Source organism: Kineosporia succinea (assembly GCF_030811555.1).
Taxonomy (GTDB): Bacteria; Actinomycetota; Actinomycetes; order Actinomycetales; family Kineosporiaceae; genus Kineosporia; species Kineosporia succinea.
In genome coordinates this window covers 6,647,298-6,664,616 of sequence record NZ_JAUSQZ010000001.1, presented here as the reverse complement: position 1 = coordinate 6,664,616, position 17,319 = coordinate 6,647,298, and the positions used below count along the sequence as shown (strand labels likewise).

The window sequence follows — 17,319 nt, the reverse complement described above, 5'->3', positions numbered from 1 at the left end:
ACCTCACCGTTCAGCGGTCACCGTGCTTGAGATCGCCTCAGATCCGGCACCTGTGCAGATCGACGTACCCGAGACGATACTGCGTGCGCACGATCAGCCAACACCCGAACTGCCCTACGAGCCACCACTTTCACCCTCGCGGATCCGACCGGCCGTCACCGCCCTCCTGGCCAGACCGCGGCGCAGTACCCGGCCAGACTTACCGCGCCTGATCCGCGCCGTGGCCCGCTGTTCTCCACTCCGGTGCATCCCCTACGAGCACGAACGCTCGCTGAGCCAGGGCGTGACAGTGGTCGCTGACATCGGCCCGGCCATGATCCCGTACCTGGCCGACGTCGACTTCCTGCTCGAGCAGATCCAGAACACTGTTGGCATGTCCAGCACGGCTGTCCGTTGGATCGACGATGACCCCGTTCCCCTCGAGCTACCGAGAGAGCGACCGGTTCTCGTGATCACCAGCCTCGGCACCAGACGCAAGGCACGCTGGCTGCGTGCCCTGCCAGCAGAGGTTGTCGCGCTGGTCCCGCAGAGGGGTATGGGACTCCCGGGGGCTGCTCTCACGGTCGCCTGGGACGACTTGCCGAAGGTGGTTCGCCGACATGGCTGATCCTGAATTGGACGAGGTCCCGGAACCGATCCTCGATCTGGCCCGGCTGGTCTCGGTGGCCACGATCGTCGAGCCGGCACTGCTGCGAAGAGTGCGGCTACGGTTGCTACCGAAGTTGGACGCGGGTGCGGAGTCAGAATTATGGTTCGGGCCGCTGGTGGCCTCGGCGTCGACCTCCGGCATTACGTTGCGCCCCGAGGTGAGTGAACAGCTCAGAGCCCAGCTGACCGATCACCCTCAAGCCCCGGCCGCACGCTCGATCGTGCTGGACCTACACCAAGAGCACTCCGCTCTGATCCGCCTTGAAGAAAAGGTGATCTGGGCTGCGATCACGGGTGACACGCGCGCAGTCGGTGACGCTATGGCTACCGTCCTGGCCAGCGTGACTGGGCCCGATGGGCCTGACCTGCTGCGCTGGTTCCGGCAGGCAGCACGGCGGCTGCCGGCCAGGGCACTGGCCACCGACGCAGCCCAAGAGACTCTCCGGCTCGCGACCATCGTTCTGGAACGCCGCATTCCGCCCGGCCTGATCGGAAGCCGCACCTTTGGGCTGGGCGCTGCCACGTTCAGCGCCGCCGCGTCACAACTGAGCCTGAAGATCTCGATGGATGATGCAGGGCTCACCTTCGATTCACCGTCACCTTCCGACCCGATGGAACAGCGAATAGAGCTGCCGGACACCGACCCTCCGGTACTCGAGGTGCGCTGGGGGGACGCCAGCCAAGTCGTCGAGGCTTCCCCCGGAACCAGCGTCGCCTTGCCGCGCCTCGGACGTGAGGTGCGGCTGCGCACCCTGGCCGGGCGGCGCTACGTGGTCAGTGTCGATGCAGGCCGTCAACCCCGGCACCGTCCGCGGCAAGTCATCTCTATCACGCTGAAAAACGTTGCCCTGCAAGCCATGGCTGCAGTGGAAAGTGCCGAGCTGGAGTCGTGGCTGGCAACCCCCGGTGTGCTCGGCACGCGAGCATTCCGGACTTTCAGTCGGAACACGGCCAACGATGTGTCCGAACTACTCACATTTCTCAGCGATGCCAGCCGGGCCTGGACATCCGCGGACGCGGTCGTGATCCATCTGGCCGTCTCGACCCGACAAGGCACCCACGGCCCGGTCCTGCTGGATGCCCAAGGCAGGCCTGGCATCCAGCTGGCTGATCTCATTCAGCTGCTCCGGGAGAGCCGGGTCGGGCGACTGTTGCTGCTGCTCGACACCGAGCGGGCCGGCACGGTACTGAGGGATCCGAGTGTGTTGGGTCTTCCGCCCGGATGGATCGTGGTGACCGCGACCGGGGCCGTTCGGGAATCGCCGAACCGTCAAGGGTTTATCTCGCCGCTGCGGAGGCAGCTCGAGCAGTACGATCCCGCGAAACCCTACTTTTCCGTCCGCGATCTGAATGATGCGCTGGAACGGAGCCTGGGGCACGACGAGTGGGACGTCCACGCCGTGGGGGACCTTCTCGCGCCGCATCCATGTCTGCCCAATCCCAGCCATGGCCCGCTCCCGCCGAGGCAAGGGCTGCTCGAGCACTGGGCTCCCGGAGATCGCACATCGGAGCAGCCATGGCGCGTGATCGCCCGCTCCCGGATCATCCAGGACCTGCTCAGGGAGCCACCCGTCGCAGACCTGATCCTGCTCACCGGCAGCGCCTGGAGCGGGAAGTCCGTGCTGATCGACTACCTGGTGGCCTTCGGCGACCGCGAGTTCGCCGACCAGCACCGGGCCTCGTTGCGTGAGATTCCTCGATCGTTGCGCCCGCCGATCGGGTGGGCCGATATCGCCGTCTATGCCAACGGACTGGACAGCGATGGAGTGCTGCATCGCATCGGGCAGGCGCTGGGCCTGGAGTCCGGTCATGATGATCCAGGGGCCATCGAAGTAGCTCTGGCCCAGCGTGGCCACGCGACAGGGAAGACCCGCATTGTCGTGGACGCACTGGACGACATGCTCACTCACGGCTTTCAGGAAACGGTGGAGACCCTCGCACTGTTGAGTCGGGTACCGGGCACCCATGTCGTAGCCGTTTCCCGTTCCAGCCACCCCGCGGCCAGCAGATTGCAGCGCCTGGGCGCCGTTGTCCTGGACGTCGACGAGCAGGTGGAATCGGACACTGTGACCGTCGCCTATTTGACGGATCTGCTCACCGCGTCCGAGACCTCGCCGTACCTCGACGACCTGCCCCTGGCCCGAAGGTTGGTGCGTGCGGTCCTCGCGGTGACGCGAGCAGATCTCGCTCGCGCCCGGGGACTCGTCTTGTTCCTAGCCGACTACGCCCGCGTCGTGGATCCCGCTGATCAGGACTTCCTGATTGGTCTGGATGCCGGATACATCGACCATCAGCCGGTCGGGGATGACCCCCGTCATCACGACGAGGTCGGCTCCGGCATCAGTGAAGTGCCCGAGCAGCTGGTCGCCTTCACCACGTCTGGGCCCACGCCTGGCCTGAATCCGGCCGAGCGTTCCCGGGCGGGCCAGGATCTCCGTGGCTGGCTGCTTGCGGCCTCCTCCGAAACGGGCCTCCCACCAGCAAAACGCGAGACGTTGCTACTGGATGACTGGTACGTGGCGATCTGGCCTCAGCACGTCATGGCGCCGGGCCTGATCTTGTCCTGGGCACGGAACTACGCCCGCAAACTGCGACAGCAGCCAGAAGGTAGCGTCCTACCCCCAGGCCGCCTGGCCATCACCATGGGCGAGGTCTGGGAAAACAGGACCGACGCCAGACTGGGGGGTCCCGCGTTCAGCCGGGCCCGACGACTGGCGGACTCACCTCAGGCCCGCCTGATCTCGCAGTTGTCCAGCTCAGCCTCTCTGGTCCTCCTGATCGACGAGAACGTGCACGCACGGCTGGGTAACCTGGAGAGGGACGCGTTCGTCAGGTACTTCGTCACCGCCCGCAACGGGCTGCGGCTTCCGGCCTGGGGCACCGTGCCGGGCGGGACCGAGGCGGACATCAAGGCACTCCGCGAGGCGTTGCCCCCGATCACGATCCTGCCGGGCGCCGATCACGACCAGACAGGCGCGGCGGTCCTACGTGCAGACCTGGAGCAGGCCACGGCCGACGGTTTGGTCCGGGCCGGCGCCAGCAACCGTCCACCACGGATTCGGCTGGTGACCTACGATCGACTGCAGCGAAGTAAGGACCAGCGCCGGAACTCACTGACCACAACAACTCTCGATCAGGTCGGCTGGTATCTCAGCGACAGCCTGATCAAGCGCGAGACCGACGCTCACCTCGCCCAGTCGCTCTCGTACGGGCCCGAGATCCTCATCGGCCACGGACTCGGATCAGTCCTGGCCCTTGAGTACCTCCGCCAGCACCCGCACCGCCACATCGGGCTGCTCCTGACCACAGGGTCGATCCTCGGCCACCCCCTTGTGCGTGAAAAGCTGCCCGAACCCACATTCGGAATTGCCGAGGGCATACCGCCAAACGTCGGACGCTGGGTCAACGTGCGCGACCCCGCCGACCCGGTCACCAGCGGCGGATCCGACCTGCGCAGCATCTGGTTCGGTATCGACGAGTTCACCGTGGACAACGGCAACTCGCACCACGCAGTGAATCGCTACCTGAGTTCACGTGTCGTGGGCGAGACCCTGACCCGGTACCTCCCGTGACCAGGCATCAGGAGCCCCTTTCGGTAGCTGACTGCGGACATGCCGGTGATGTGCGTCTGGTCCAAATTCCTAAGTCTTGTAACGATACGGTGCGGTTTGCATGATCAGATGATGGTGATTATGAGATCTCGTGGGGACTGTCCGAGTACCGGCTCTGGCGCACAAACGGTGGTGCCCGGGGACGGTGAAGGGCACCTCAGTTCAGTAGGATGCGTTGGCGGAGCAGCGGAAAGCCCGCCCTGCCATAAATTTGACGTTTCAGAAGCTTGATCTTCGTGTTCGTGCCCTCGGTCGGGCCGTTACTGTGCTCCAGGCTCAGAGCGGCGGTAACCGCGCCCTGGTCCTGACGCAGCCCGGTGACGAAACTTTTCAGGGCGGACTGCCCGAGAGCTTCAGCCGCATCCATCCAGGCCGTGAGCTTCTCGCTGGTTCGGTTCATCATCATGTGCGCGAACTGGGCTATCAGAAAGGCTGATTGGTTCAGATCGGGACAGAGGTCCAGAACTTCCTTCAGGCGAAGCGCGTCGTGTGCGCCGAGGTTGGTGGGATCGGTCATCATCCAGGAGGTGACCTTGCGGGGTCTGGCCGGTGGGTGCTCCAGATCCAGCCTGCCCTGATTGATGTAGCGAAACAGAAGGTTCGCGCTGCCGGGGTATCGCTGCTCGCGGATTTCGGCCAGCAGATGCGTGAGAGCAACCGTCGGCTCCTCGATCAGGCGCCGGCGTAGGTGATCACGATAGGGATCGACGAGGGTGGCCCGGTAGCGCGGTGGCTTCTGCAGTTCCTGGGCCGTGGCCGCCCGGGCATACCTGTTCACCGTGTTCAGGCCCCAGCCAAGTCTTCGCCGGCATTCCATCATGCTCAGGCCCTGCGCGAGAAGGTCATGAGCCATCCGGTGCCGCTCGGCCGTCCGTTCCGCCAACACAGTGGCAGCGCAGACCTTATTCTTCGGAGGCGCTTTCAGCGTCTGCCCTGCGGCGGACCGCCAGCATGCGGCGTGCGCGGTCACGACCTTCTCGACCGCTTCACCCAGCCCGCGCCACAGGTGCCAGCGATCGTTCACCTGGACTGCCTCAGGTGCATCGTCCCGGATGGCCTCAGCGCAGGCGTTCGATCCGCCGCGGCAGGCAATCGCAACCCCAGGGTGGGCCCGGAGCCAGGTGGCCAGGGGCTCGGAGAGCCGGTCAGGTAGAAGATCCAAGGGACGATGGGTGGTGGCGTCGATGATGATCGTGGCGTAGCTGTGGCCCTTGCGGATCGCGACGTCATCGACGCCGAGCACGGCCGGGACCGGCTCCCCAACAGCCTGGGCCTGCTCGAACGGCAGCGCCAGGCTCATAACGACTCGCAGCACGGTATCGCGTGAGATCCTGATCCCCGCTGATTCCAGCAGCCGGGAACCCGCACGTCTGGCGGCCAGGAAACCGAACCCGGCGATCATGGACGTGACCCGCTCGGTCCGTCGAGCCCAGCGGCGAGCCAGACCCGGGATCTGTTCCCGGAACGTCCTGCGCGAGCAGTCGTTCTCGATGCAGACGAACCTGCAAAAACGTAGCTCCAGCAAGTCGCTTCTACCCAATATGGCGACATCTTTCAGCCGGCGGCGGCACCAGCCATGCGTCCCGCGCGACAGAGCGCTGCACGAGGGGCAGAACGCCTCCGCGGCCGCGGAGACCAGCTGGATCCGTAACCCATCGCCGTCCTCAAGAACACCTTCAACCCCAACCGCCAGCTCTGGAAACAGCACACGCCCAAGATCAACACCGCCCACAGGTCAAGATCACATAGAACGCAATTCACCTGAAATCGACCACCGCGTTTGCGCCAGAGCCCGAGTAACGGTGGATCGCGACCCAGCGTTGATTAGTTGGCGCTGGCCGGGGTGAGGCGGCCTTCAAAGATGTTCGCGAAGGCGTCGAGGGCGGGCTTCCACCTGACGACCCACTTTGCCCTACCCCGGCCGGTCGGGTCCAAGGAACGAGTCACCAAGTACAGCACTTCATCGCAGCCTGCTCGGTCGGGAAATGCCCACGGGCGTTCACCGCGCGCCGGTAGCGGGAGTTCAGCGACTCGATCGCGTTGATCGTGCAGATGATCCTGCGGATCTCGACGTCGAACTGCAGGAACGGAACGAACTCGGCCCACACTGAGCGCCAGAGCCGGGTGATGGCCGGGTAGCGGTGGCCCCAGGCCTCGTCGAAGTCCTCCAGTCGCTCGGCCGCCGCCTCGGTCGCGGCGCTGTAAATGGGCCGCAGGTCCTTGGCGACTTGTCCCAGACCTGACGGGGCGCGTAACGAAAACTGTTGCGCAGCAGATGAACGACGCAGGTCTGGACGATCGTGTTCGGCCAGACGTTGCTGACGGATGCGGGCAATCCTTTCAGTCCGTCACACACGAGCATGAGGATGTCCTCGACTCCCCGGTTCCTGATCTCGGTCAGGACCTGCTGCCAGAACTTCGCTCCTTCGCCGGCCTGGGAGTCCTCTCCGGCCCAGAGCCCCAGGATGTCGCGTTCCCCCTTGACCGTGACACCAATCGCAACGTAAATCGGCCTGTTGATGACCTTTCCGTCCCGGATCTTGACCATCAGGGCATCGACAAAGACCACCGGATAGACGCGGTCCAGGGGCTGGTTCTGCCATTCGACCATCTCAGCGATCACCGCGTCAGTGATCCGCGACACCTGGTCCTTGCCGGCACTGGCGCCGTAGATCTCGGCGAAGTGCGCCGAGACCTCCACCGGTGGTCAAACCTTTTGCCATGAGGGACGACACGATCTGGCCGATCGAGTCCAGACGCCGCTGACGCTTCTTCACGACCACCGGCTCGAACGAGGCAGCCCGGTCCGGGGACGTTGATCTCGACCGGCCCGACACCGGTCAGGACCGTCTTGGCCCGCCGGCCATTGCGCGAGTTACGGCCACTACGGCCCCCGGGGTCATGGGCCTCGTAGCCGAAGCGCTCGCTCATCTCGGCCTCGAGCGCGACCTCCAGAACCCGCTTGGTCAGCTGGGCCAGCAGGCCCTCCGGACCGACCAGTTCCGCTCCGGTGGCCTTCGGCTGGGCGACCAGGTCCACGGCCAGACGCTGTTGTTCCCCACCAGGCAGGGATGGCCCGATGATCTCACCTGCATCACCCGAACATGCTTCTGATTATCGCTACTCGTGGATCTCTGAGCCCCCGTCATGGGCTCGATCGTGTCGGAGATGGCCAATTACCTGAGCGTCGACAGACTTTGTGAACGTCTCGCGACCGGAGCGACTGATTTCCCTCTCGTTGCATTGGGGCCATCCAGAGACAGAATGAATGATCCTTTCGTGCGGGTTCGGGGCGACCCTAGCGAAACAAGATCGCTCCATATAGTGGGTGACCCAGGGCGGTCTGATCGGATTCGTGAGGGTCGCTGTCTTCCTGCTGGAGGGAAGAGCCCACGAAATGTCTGGACCCTCGGAAAAGGGATCAGAACCACGGTCAAAAGTGGTCATCGTCTTCGTCCCGCCCACGGAAGCGCCCACGCTGACGCCAGCGTCAGCCAGGGTTCTTCTTCAGATACTGCTTTCGTCCAGGATGGAGCGAGAGCTGAGTGATGATTCCTCGCTGCCTCCGAGTATCCACGGTGCGCGGGATATCCACAGGTCGTCCGTTGGTGATGGCTCCCCGCCCGAGCCTCATGGCACAGTCGACGAAACGTTCGACTGTGGGGAGAGAATGGAATGAGCAAGCGCTTCGCGTTTTACGGCAGGGTCTCCACGGAGGACCAGCAGGATCCAGCCTCCTCACGGCAGTGGCAACTGTCGCGCTCACGCAGCCTGATCGAGCCGCAGGGCGGGGAGATCGTCGCGGAGTTCTTCGACATCGGCCAGACGCGGGCATTGCCCTGGCGGCGCCGCAAGCAGGCCTCCGCGCTCCTGGACACCTTCCAGGACTCCGCCCGTGGATTCGAGGCGGTCGTGATCGGTGAGCCCGCCCGCGCGTTCTACGGCAATCAGTTTGGTCTCACCTTCCCGCTTTTCGTCCACTACGACGTGGAGCTGTGGGTCCCCGAGATCGGTGGTCGCGTAGACCCGGGGAGCGAGGCGCACGAGATGATCATGACGCTCTACGGAGGCATGTCCAAAGGAGAGCGCAATCGCATCAAGATCCGCGTGCGCACCTCGATGACCGCTCAGGCGACCAACGAGGGGCGCTATCTCGGAGGCCGGCCGCCGTACGGGTACCGGCTCGAAGATGCCGGGCCTCATCGCAACCCGGGTAAGGCCGCACTCGGGTTGAGGGCTCACCGCCTGGTCGTCGATGCGGCGACCGCGGCGGTGGTGAACCGCATCTTTCGCGACTACCTGTCCGGCCAGGGAATGACCATGATCGCGAACCAGCTCAACCGCGAGCGGATTCCATGCCCGTCGGCTCACGATCGCTCCCGCAATGCGCACCGCAGCGGTGAAGCGTGGGTTGCACCGACCGTCGAGGCCATCTTGAGGAATCCTCGCTACACGGGCTTCGAAGCGTGGAACAAGCAGCGCAAGGAGGAAGTCCTGATCGACGTGAATGACGTCGCTCTGGGGCACCAGACGCGCCTGCGCTGGAATACGCGGGACAGCTGGATCATCTCACCGAAGCAGATGCACGAAGCCATCGTGGATGAAGACCTGTTCAAGCAGACCCAGATCGCGATGCAGGCACGGCGGCACAGAGCCACCTACTCGGCCATGACCGGTCCTCGAGCCGAACGTCGTTCTCAGCGTCATTACGCCCTTCGTGGCGTGCTGTCGTGCGGACGCTGCGGGCGGATCATGGAGGGGAGCTGGAATCACCATCGGTCGCACTACCGGTGCAAGCTGAAGGCGGCCGACACCGACCTTGCGAGGACGGGACATCCGCGAACGGTGTACGTCCGCGAAGACAAGATCCTTCCTCACCTGGATGCCTGGCTCGACGACCTGTTCTCTCCGTCGCGACGTCAGAAGACGGTCGATCTGCTGCTGGCCGCAGCTGAGGATCCTGCGCTGGAGGCTCGTCGGCAGGCTCTCCGCGAGCAGGTGACCGTGTGCGAGGGAAAGCTGCGTCGCTATCGCGAGGCCCTGGAGGCGGGCACAGATCCAGTGATGATCGCCGAGTGGACCCGGGAGATCACCGCGGAGCGGGCGGGGCTGGAACTCGCGCTGGTGGATCTAGATCCGTCGACTCGGGTTACCCGGAGCGATCTGCTGAAAGCGGTGGAACAGCTCTCAACCGTGTCCCAGATGCTGAAAAAGGCCGAGCCACAAGACCGTTGCGATCTCTACGTGCAGCTCGGCCTTCACCTCAGTTACGAGGACGAGAACCGGTTGATCCTGGCATCTGTGGATGCCAGGACGTGTACCAGAGTAAGTGTCCGAGGGGGGACTTGAACCCCCACGCCCGATAAAGGGCACTAGCACCTCAAGCTAGCGCGTCTGCCATTCCGCCACCCGGACTCAGGTGTTTGCCCCCAGGGGCTGCCCTGGGAACGAGGAAAACATTAGCATGTCCCCGAGGCAGCTCACGCACGTCCTGGTGTGAACGCACCACCAGGGCGCTTCAGTGATGCCGCAAGCCCTTCGATGCAGCGAGCCGCCAGATGCCGCAGGCCCGCACGTGACGCGAAGAACTTGACGCCACCGTCAGATTAGGCGCAATCTTCTTGACCATGGAGTCAAGTTCTGAGGACAAGGTCGGGACGCCGACCCGCCCGGTGATCGCCACCCTGACCATGCTCGGGTCCGACAACACCCAGGACGTCTGCGACGTGGACGGGGTGTGCGCCTGATGGCCAGTGCCTTCGGCTCGGCCGCCGAGCCCGTTGTCGTCGACGTCTGGAGCGACGTCGTGTGCCCGTTCTGCTACCTGGGCGACGCCCATCTGAAGGAGGCCCTCAAGGACTTCCCCCAGGCGTCCTCCGTCCAGATCCGCTACCACAGCTTCCAGCTCCACCCTGACGCCCTGAAGACGATGCCGGTCGGCGACTACCTCAAGACCAAGGTCGGCGTCCCGCTCGAGCAGCTGCAGGCCTCGCAGTCCCAGATCGCCGCCCGCGGTGCCGAACTCGGCCTCGATTACCACTTCGAGCACCAGCTGGTCACGAACACCCGCGACGCCCACCGCCTCATCCACTTCGCCAAGGCGCAGGGCCGTGAGCACGACATGGTCATGCGGCTCTTCCGGGCCGAGTTCACCGAGGGCGCCGACGTCTCCGACCACGACCTGCTCGCGAACCTGGCCGAGGAGGCCGGGCTCGACCGGGCCAAGGCGCTCGAGGTCCTGGGGAGTGACGCCTACGAGAGCGACTTCCGGGCCGACATCGAGCAGGCCCAGGCGCTGGGCATCAGCGGCGTCCCGTTCTTCGTGTTCGACGGCAAGCGTGCGGTTTCCGGCGCCCAGCCGGTCGAGCTGTTCCGCCGCGCCCTCGACCTGTCGTGGCAGGACCGCGCCGCGGGATGAGTGCGCCGCAAGGACAGCGCGCGGACGCCCGCCGCAACACCGAGGGCATCCGCCGCGCCGCCCTGGACGTCTTCCGCGCCGGCGGCCTGACCACCCCGCTCGACGAGGTGGCCCGGGCCGCCGGGGTGAGCAAGGGAACCATCTATCACCGCTTCGGGGGTCGGCGCGGCCTGATCGACGCGGTGGTGGACGACCTGGTCGCCGAGCGAATCGCCGGAATCGTCACCACCGCAGGCACAATGGGCGACGCGTGGGAGCGGTTCGCGCACTACCTCACCGGCATCTGGCTGCTGCAGTTCGACGAGCCCGCGGCCAACGACGTGCTCATGCGGAGCCTGCCCGATTCCGAGCCCCTGAGCCAACTCTGCTGCAAGGCACAGGATTTCGCGGCCGAGGTCCTGGAGGAGGCGCAGCGGGCCGGTGTCGTGCGCCCGGACCTCACCCCCGACGACCTCAACACCTTGATCCTCGAACGCGGCGTGGTGATCCGGGCCTGCGACCAGCAGACCCGCGAGCAGTACGAGCGCCGCCTCGGTTTCATCCTCGACGGCCTCCGCGTGGTTCGCTGAGCGAACCAAAAGCCAAGGACATCACCGGTTGACGGGACGCCGGACGTCAGGAATCCTCAGTAGCAGTTCGAAGGGGAGTACCCGACGTTCCGGCGCACCGTCGTCACTACGGGCCTGGCCATCCGGGCCCCGGTGGTGCGAGCCGTCCGAAAGGCGGCCCGGGGAGACCTTCGTCCAGCATCACCTCGTCGAAACGGGGTGTGGACGAGAGGTGTTCACCGTTGGACGTGTCCCTGTGGGTCTGGGCCGCTCTCATGCTGGCTGTCGGTGCCATGCTGGCCGTCGACCTGTTCCTGCACCGCGACAACCACGTCATCGGCTTCCGTGAGGCCGCGATCTGGTCGGCGATCTGGGTCGCCGCCGGTCTGCTGTTCGGCGTGGTGCTCTGGCTCTGGCAGGGCGGCGACGTCGCCGGCACCTACTACGCCGGCTACCTGATCGAGAAGGCGCTGTCGATCGACAACGTGTTCGTTTTCGCGCTGATCTTCACGCATTTCGCGGTGCCCGACGCCTACCAGCACAAGGTGCTCTTCTGGGGCGTGATCAGCGCGCTGGTGCTGCGCCTGGCCTTCATCTTCGTCGGCGCCGGCCTGCTCGAGACGTTCTTCTGGACCGCCTACGTCTTCGGCGCGTTCCTGATCTGGACCGGCTACAAGATGGCGTTCAGCCACGGTGAGCAGGCCGCGCCCGACAAGAACCCGGTCGTGCGCCTGGTGCGCCGCGTCATCCCGACCAGCCCGGAGTACCACGGCGAGAAGTTCTTCGTGCGCCGGAACGGAAAGCGCGTCGCCACCCTGCTGTTTGTGGTGCTGATCGCGATCGAGGCCACCGACATCATCTTCGCGATCGACTCGGTCGCCGCGATCCTGGCCATCACCACCAGCACCTTCATCGTCTGGAGCGCCAACGCCTTCGCCATCCTGGGCCTGCGCAGCCTGTACTTCTGCCTGGCCGGCCTGCTGCGGCGCTTCGTGCACCTGCACTACGGCCTCGCGGTGCTGCTGGCCTTCGCCGGGCTCAAGCTCATCCTGTCCGAGACGCCGGTGGGCAAGCTCCCGATCCCGCTCACCCTCGGCGTCATCGTGGTCACGATCACCGTCTCCATCGTCTGGAGCCTGCGCAGCACCCGCGGTCAGCAGGGCGGCGATCAGAACGACGAGCCCGGGATCGAGGACGCGCGACCGCTCGCGTGACGCTTCTGGTCACCGGGGCCGTTCCCGTGCACCGGGGGCGGCCTCGGTCACCGAAGGGGCGCCCGGCTCAGTCGATCCGGCGGGCGTTCCCGCTCACCCGGATGCCCCCGTCCACCGGGACGTCCACGTGAAGGGTGCTGGGGCGTCCCATCTCGACGCCCTGGGTGATCGTGAGCCGCGCCGGGAGCTCGAGGAGCCCGAAGTGCCGCAGATAGGCGCCGAGCGCGGCCGCGGCGGCACCGGTGGCCGGGTCTTCGACGACCCCGCCGACCGGGAACGGGTTGCGGGCCCGGAACCGGGAGGGCCCGGTGCGGTGCACCAGCTGCAGAGTGGTGAGGCCGTGCTTGAGCATCAGCTCGCGCACCCCGGCGAAGTCGTACTCCAGCGCCTCCAACCGCGGCAGCTCGCGCAGCCCGGCCACGAAATGCCAGGCGCCGGCATAACTCAGGGCCGGGGACAGGTCGGGATCGAGGTCGTCCTCGCTCCAGCCGAGCAGGGGCAGCAGCCGGGCGAGCAGGTCGTCGGGCACCGGGTGCACCTGTGGGCTGACCGACGTCAGCGTGGCGAGCGGGTGCCCGTCGTCGACGGCGGTGCTGACGGGGACCAGCCCGGCCCGGGTGTGGAACTCGAACGTGGCCGGGCCGTGGATCTCGGCCAGAGCGACCGCACTGGCGATCGTGGCGTGGCCGCAGAACTCGACCTCGCGCTCGGGGCTGAAGTAACGCACGTCGGCCGCGGTGGTGCCCGGCCGCACCGCGACGAAAGCGGTCTCGGAGTAACCCACCTCGGCGGCCACACGTTGCATGGTGGCCTCGTCGGGGAGCTGGTCGGAGATCACCACGCCGGCCGGGTTGCCGCCCCCGGGATCACGGGTGAAGGCGCTGATCCGCTGTACCTGCATGCGAAGCAGTCTGCAATCCGGCCATTTCGGCCGTCAAGCATCCGGCGACAGCCCGCACCTGCGGGCTGTCGCCACGTCGTCGGGCGGGCTCAGCGCCCGTCGCTCGACCAGTGGTTGCGGTCCACGGCGGCCGGGGCGAAATGGTTGACGCCGTAGCTGGCTCCCACGGCCATCAGCCGTGCGTTGGTGCCGTCCTTGGGGCCGGAGCTGATCGTCACGGTCTTGCCGTCCGCCGTCTTGATCTTGATGGTGGACGCGGTCCAGGTCGTGCGCATGTCGATGGCGTCACCGGTGTTGTGACGGCTGCGAAGAGCCGGTGGCGTCTTCAGGCTCGGGTCGACACCCATCGAGCTGAGCAGGGTGGACGCGGCCCTCACGGCGGTCGTGTTGTCGAGGGCACCCGTGGTGCTGCGGAACACCCAGCAGACCTTGGGCGCCTTCTCCCCGGCGACGGGGGTGTAGGCGGGCACCTGCGCCGGGGTGATCTGCTTCTTCGCGACCTTGTACGAGTAGTGCATCAGGTACGACCGCTGGGGCGAGCGCAGCGTCGACTGCGGCGAGACGGTGATGCCGGCCTTGGTCATCGCGGCGACGAACTTCTCCACCCCCGGGCGGAACGTGTCGTTGAGGTGGCTGATGTCGCTGTCGCCGCCGGGGAACTTCGCGCCCCAGGCGGTGCTGACCAGCTGGGTCGGGGTGCACATCAGGGTGAAGGTGAGGCCGGCCGACTCGATGCTGCAGCCGCGGGCCTGCGGGTCCGCCAGCACGGTCGCGGTCGCGCCGATCGCGTACGCCCGGCGGGCCGCGACGTTGCCCGCGTAGTTGTGCGTGACCGTCCAGACCTTGGCCTGCTCGGAGCCGGACAGCTTCACGCTCTGCACGGCCTTGCCGTCGCCCCAGTCCACGTCGAGGCGGAACCTGCAGCCGGCCGTGCTGGCGGCGCTGGACCAGGCCAGGCTCAGCTGCGGCTTGCTGCTCGCACAGGCGGCCGAGCCACTCTGGCACGGCTGCTCGGTCGAGGCGGCCTTCAGGCCGGAGCCGAAGACGACGGCGGCCTTGGTCTTCTTCGCGGTCAGGGTGGGCGAGGTCGCGGCGGAGCCGCTCGAGGCGGTGCCCACGATCAGACCCAACGTCACCAGTGCGCTCACGAGCGCGTACCGCAGCGTGGAGGTGGTCATGCGTCCATTCCCGAGTGGCCGGCAGCTTCGCCCGCACCTCTCGGCCGTGTCCATGAACCTTTCACGACCGCCGCGCAGTGCCCCCCGAACGCAGCAGCGCCCTATTAAGCGCTGGATCCGAGCCGGTCAAGGTCCCGTTCGGCGTACAGCCGGTGCTGCCATTCCTCGTTCAGGACGGTCAGAAGGCATTCGGAGACCGGGTACCGGTCGGCCGGGGGATAGCCGGGCCCGGCGACCGGCTCGGTCAGGCTGCCCAGGTGCTGCGGGGTGAGGTTGTCGAGCACCGAACGGACCGTCGCCGCCCGTTTCGCCCGCAGTTGCAGCAGCTCGTCCAACGACGGCTGGGCGTCCCGGTCCCAGGGCACCTCGTCGTCGGGCGACATCTCGTCGAACGGCAGGCTCAGCGCGTGCCACGGCCGGGGATCACCGAGCACGGCCCGGCTGATCCAGATGTCCGTCGCGAACAGCAGGTGCCGCAGCGTCTGGATGAACGACCACTCGCCGTCGACGCGCTCGTGCAGCTTCTCCGCGGGCAGGGACCGGGCCCGTTCCAGCGTCCCCGCCCACAGCGTCCCCAAAACGGACCATGCCTCCCGGAACCCCTCGACATCGGTCGGGCGCATCAGCCCCCGCTGGGGATGGATCCGGTCGAGCTCGGCCTCGATGAGCGGGCCGACGTCCACCCCGTTGATCCGCAGCCCCTCGATCTGGCCGTCGAGCTCCACCTCGCCGATCCACACCCCGCGGGCCCGGATCTTCCAGAAGCTGGCGCGGCGCAGTTCGAGGTCGTGGAAGCGGGCGTCGGCCAGGTCGAGGTGCTTGAACTCGGGCATGGCGACGATTCTGGCTCAGTGGGCCCGTCCCCGTGGCCGTCCCGGACCGGTTTCGTGATGCGGGATCTCGCCCGGCTGTCCGGTCAGGGGACGGGAATCGCGACGGGGGTGCCGTCGGGCCGGTTCGGGCCGGCGACCAGCTGCGGGTCGAGTGCCAGGTCCACCACGCCCAGCGGCTCGACCAGACTCAGCAGGGCCGCGCGGCTGAGGGTGGTCCAGGTGTGGCCGGGCCCCATCACCTCGAGCAGGAGGCCGGGATCGGTGAAGGCGATCGCGGTGCGCCCGCCCCCGGCCGAGCGCAGGACCCGCACCACGTGCAGGCCGGTCGGCCCGACCCGGGTCGGCACGAACAGGAGCCGGCCCTCCCGCATGCTCCCGGCGTGTGCGTCGTTCGCCGCCCTGCCAGTCATCCGTGACCCCACCTTCAGACACAACGCGTCGTACCTGACTGTCCGCGACGGCGGCCTCCTTGGCGCCCCGGTTGCGGAAGTCCCACGCTATGACCGCACCTCGGCCGATGTCATGGGCCCTGACTGCTCTCTGACATCAGCCGTGGTGCATCGGGCGGGCGGTGCGACGGCTACCTGAGGCCCTTGGCGATCGCCGTGGTGAGGGCCGCGTTCTTGGTGTCCCCGGAGAAGTCCCAGAAGAACGCGCCGCCCAGTTTCTGCTTCTTCGCCCAGGCCATCTTGGTCGCCACGGTCTGCGGGGTGTCGTAGCTCCACCACTGCTTGCCGCACCGCGCGTACGCGGTGCCGCCGGTGGTGCCGCTGGGCGGGCACGTGGTCAGCAGCACCTTGTAGTCCTCGACGCCCTTGGCCCGGGACTTGGGCCCGGTCGCCGGTCCGATCGCCCTGCCGCCCGGCTTGGTCTGCGTCACCCCGGTCCACCCGCGCCCGTAGTACGGGATCCCGAGCAGCAGCTTCTTGGCCGGCACCCCCTGCGACCGCAGCTTCGCGACGACGGTCTGCGAGTCGTACCCCTTCACCGGCGCTGCCGAGAAGTGCGACAGCGGCGAGTGCGGCGCCGTGGGGCCCTTCTTCGCCCAGGTGCCGTAGTAGTCGTAGGTCATCGGCATCAGCCAGTCCAGGTACTTCGCGCCCCCGGCGTAGTCGGCCTTGCTCAGCGTGCCCCCGGCCCGGCCGTTGCCGGTGATCGCCGAGGTGACCAGGTCCTTGCCGAACGCCGCCCGCACCGCCTTCAGCAGCTTCGGGTAGGCGCCGTAACCGCTCCGGTCGCAGACACTTCCGCAGACGTTGGGGTACTCCCAGTCGATGTCGATGCCGTCGAAGACATCGGCCCAGCGCTTGTCCTCCACCAGCGCCCGGCACGACGTCGCGAACGCCGCCGGGTTCTTCACAGCCTGGGTGAACCCGGCCGAGCCGGTGCCCCCGCCGAACGACCAGACCACCTTCAGCTTCGGGTACTTCGCCTTCAGCTGCCGCAGCTGGTTGAAGTTGCCCGCCACCGTCTGCGTCGCGGTGTCGGCCCGCCCGCTCACCGACTGCGCGGCCGTGAACTTCTTGCGGTAGTCGGCGGCCGGGTCACCGACGGCGCACCTGCCGTTCTCGACCGCTCCGAACGCGTAGACGACGTGCGTCATCTTCGCCGCCGCGCCGCTCGTGTGCATGGCCTTCATCTGCACCGCGCGGGCTCCGTAGGTCGACCAGCTGGTGTAGTAGCCAACTACCTTGGGACCGGTCGCAGCGGCCTCGACGACAGTCGATTCCCCTTGCCTCCCCACAGCATTCGCGGCCAGCGGCACGATGGCCGCCAGCAGGGCGATCGCGGCCAGGCCAGCGACTACGAGTCTGGTTCGGTTCACCGTTGCTCCCCTTCGGCGGCGGTTGCCGGTCGAAGGTAACAGCGGAAATGCGCGATCCCAGATCCGTGGTAACGAGCTTAAAAGAGATTTATGCGGGACGAGAAGGTGCGGGCCAGCCCCGCATCTCAGCTCCCGCACCAAGC

Annotated in this window: 12 protein-coding genes, 1 tRNA gene and 1 pseudogene; 6 read left to right on the top strand and 8 right to left on the bottom strand. The window is 66.8% G+C overall.

All coding sequences use genetic code 11. The annotated features are described in order from the left end of the window. The first annotated feature begins 22 nt into the window (after nucleotides 1-22). Together J2S57_RS29505 and J2S57_RS29500 are read left to right on the top strand one after the other, a co-directional pair. Nucleotides 23-607: a hypothetical protein gene (locus tag J2S57_RS29505; protein ID WP_307249069.1), complete on the top strand. Its 585-nt coding sequence runs from the start codon at nucleotides 23-25 to the stop codon at nucleotides 605-607. Next, nucleotides 600-4,220 carry a hypothetical protein gene (locus tag J2S57_RS29500; protein WP_307249067.1) on the top strand — a complete coding sequence of 1,207 codons (3,621 nt, stop codon included), beginning with the start codon at nucleotides 600-602 and terminating at the stop codon, nucleotides 4,218-4,220. The genes J2S57_RS29505 and J2S57_RS29500 overlap by 8 nt, the downstream gene beginning before the upstream one ends. A gap of 196 nt (nucleotides 4,221-4,416) precedes the next feature. Here the strand turns inward: J2S57_RS29500 and J2S57_RS29495 are convergent, their stop codons facing one another. Both J2S57_RS29495 and J2S57_RS29490 read right to left on the bottom strand, forming a co-directional pair. Beyond that, nucleotides 4,417-5,967: an ISL3 family transposase gene (locus tag J2S57_RS29495; protein WP_307249065.1), complete on the bottom strand. Its 1,551-nt coding sequence runs from the start codon at nucleotides 5,965-5,967 to the stop codon at nucleotides 4,417-4,419. Nucleotides 5,968-6,083: 116 nt separating this feature from the next. Beyond that, nucleotides 6,084-7,343 (bottom strand): annotated as a pseudogene (locus tag J2S57_RS29490) (IS256 family transposase). 591 nt (nucleotides 7,344-7,934) lie between these two features. Between J2S57_RS29490 and J2S57_RS29485 the strand changes: the two are divergent. Then, nucleotides 7,935-9,608: a recombinase family protein gene (locus tag J2S57_RS29485; protein ID WP_307249063.1), complete on the top strand. Its 1,674-nt coding sequence runs from the start codon at nucleotides 7,935-7,937 to the stop codon at nucleotides 9,606-9,608. Here J2S57_RS29485 and J2S57_RS29480 read toward each other — a convergent pair. Next, a tRNA-Leu gene (locus J2S57_RS29480) sits at nucleotides 9,590-9,674 on the bottom strand. The genes J2S57_RS29485 and J2S57_RS29480 overlap by 19 nt on opposite strands. A gap of 331 nt (nucleotides 9,675-10,005) precedes the next feature. Here J2S57_RS29480 and J2S57_RS29475 point away from each other — a divergent pair. From J2S57_RS29475 to J2S57_RS29465, 3 genes are all read left to right on the top strand, one after another. Continuing rightward, nucleotides 10,006-10,677 (top strand): DsbA family oxidoreductase, encoded by a 672-nt coding sequence (locus J2S57_RS29475; protein ID WP_307249061.1) that lies wholly within the window; start codon nucleotides 10,006-10,008, stop codon nucleotides 10,675-10,677. Beyond that, complete coding sequence (locus J2S57_RS29470) at nucleotides 10,674-11,246, top strand: TetR/AcrR family transcriptional regulator (protein ID WP_307249058.1); 573 nt, start codon at nucleotides 10,674-10,676, stop codon at nucleotides 11,244-11,246. The genes J2S57_RS29475 and J2S57_RS29470 overlap by 4 nt, the downstream gene beginning before the upstream one ends. Nucleotides 11,247-11,467: 221 nt before the next feature. After that, nucleotides 11,468-12,439, top strand: a complete 972-nt coding sequence (locus J2S57_RS29465; protein WP_370882516.1) for a TerC family protein — start codon at nucleotides 11,468-11,470, stop codon at nucleotides 12,437-12,439. 67 nt (nucleotides 12,440-12,506) lie between these two features. Here J2S57_RS29465 and J2S57_RS29460 read toward each other — a convergent pair whose 3' ends face one another. From J2S57_RS29460 to J2S57_RS29440, 5 genes are all read right to left on the bottom strand, one after another. Continuing rightward, nucleotides 12,507-13,340, bottom strand: a complete 834-nt coding sequence (locus J2S57_RS29460; RefSeq protein WP_307249055.1) for a PhzF family phenazine biosynthesis protein — start codon at nucleotides 13,338-13,340, stop codon at nucleotides 12,507-12,509. Nucleotides 13,341-13,429: 89 nt separating this feature from the next. Next, nucleotides 13,430-14,518, bottom strand: a complete 1,089-nt coding sequence (locus J2S57_RS29455; protein WP_307249053.1) for a hypothetical protein — start codon at nucleotides 14,516-14,518, stop codon at nucleotides 13,430-13,432. Nucleotides 14,519-14,622: 104 nt separating this feature from the next. Next, nucleotides 14,623-15,351 carry a DinB family protein gene (locus tag J2S57_RS29450; RefSeq protein ID WP_307249051.1) on the bottom strand — a complete coding sequence of 243 codons (729 nt, stop codon included), beginning with the start codon at nucleotides 15,349-15,351 and terminating at the stop codon, nucleotides 14,623-14,625. Nucleotides 15,352-15,434: 83 nt separating this feature from the next. Beyond that, nucleotides 15,435-15,761 carry an SAV_915 family protein gene (locus tag J2S57_RS29445; RefSeq protein ID WP_307249049.1) on the bottom strand — a complete coding sequence of 109 codons (327 nt, stop codon included), beginning with the start codon at nucleotides 15,759-15,761 and terminating at the stop codon, nucleotides 15,435-15,437. 170 nt (nucleotides 15,762-15,931) lie between these two features. Next, the gene (locus J2S57_RS29440) at nucleotides 15,932-17,176 is read right to left on the bottom strand and encodes a glycoside hydrolase family 18 protein (protein WP_307249047.1); all 1,245 of its coding nucleotides are present in this window, start codon (nucleotides 17,174-17,176) and stop codon (nucleotides 15,932-15,934) included. Between the last annotated feature and the right edge of the window lie 143 nt (nucleotides 17,177-17,319).

Bases quoted from the DNA above. Each gene is read 5' to 3' on its own strand.
- J2S57_RS29500 (WP_307249067.1), top strand. From the start codon at position 600: ATGGCTGATCCTGAATTGGACGAGGTCCCGGAACCGATCCTCGATCTG.
- J2S57_RS29485 (WP_307249063.1), top strand. From the start codon at position 7,935: ATGAGCAAGCGCTTCGCGTTTTACGGCAGGGTCTCCACGGAGGACCAG.
- J2S57_RS29475 (WP_307249061.1), top strand. From the start codon at position 10,006: ATGGCCAGTGCCTTCGGCTCGGCCGCCGAGCCCGTTGTCGTCGACGTC.
- J2S57_RS29470 (WP_307249058.1), top strand. From the start codon at position 10,674: ATGAGTGCGCCGCAAGGACAGCGCGCGGACGCCCGCCGCAACACCGAG.
- J2S57_RS29460 (WP_307249055.1), bottom strand. From the start codon at position 13,340: ATGCAGGTACAGCGGATCAGCGCCTTCACCCGTGATCCCGGGGGCGGC.
- J2S57_RS29455 (WP_307249053.1), bottom strand. From the start codon at position 14,518: ATGACCACCTCCACGCTGCGGTACGCGCTCGTGAGCGCACTGGTGACG.
- J2S57_RS29450 (WP_307249051.1), bottom strand. From the start codon at position 15,351: ATGCCCGAGTTCAAGCACCTCGACCTGGCCGACGCCCGCTTCCACGAC.
- J2S57_RS29445 (WP_307249049.1), bottom strand. From the start codon at position 15,761: ATGACTGGCAGGGCGGCGAACGACGCACACGCCGGGAGCATGCGGGAG.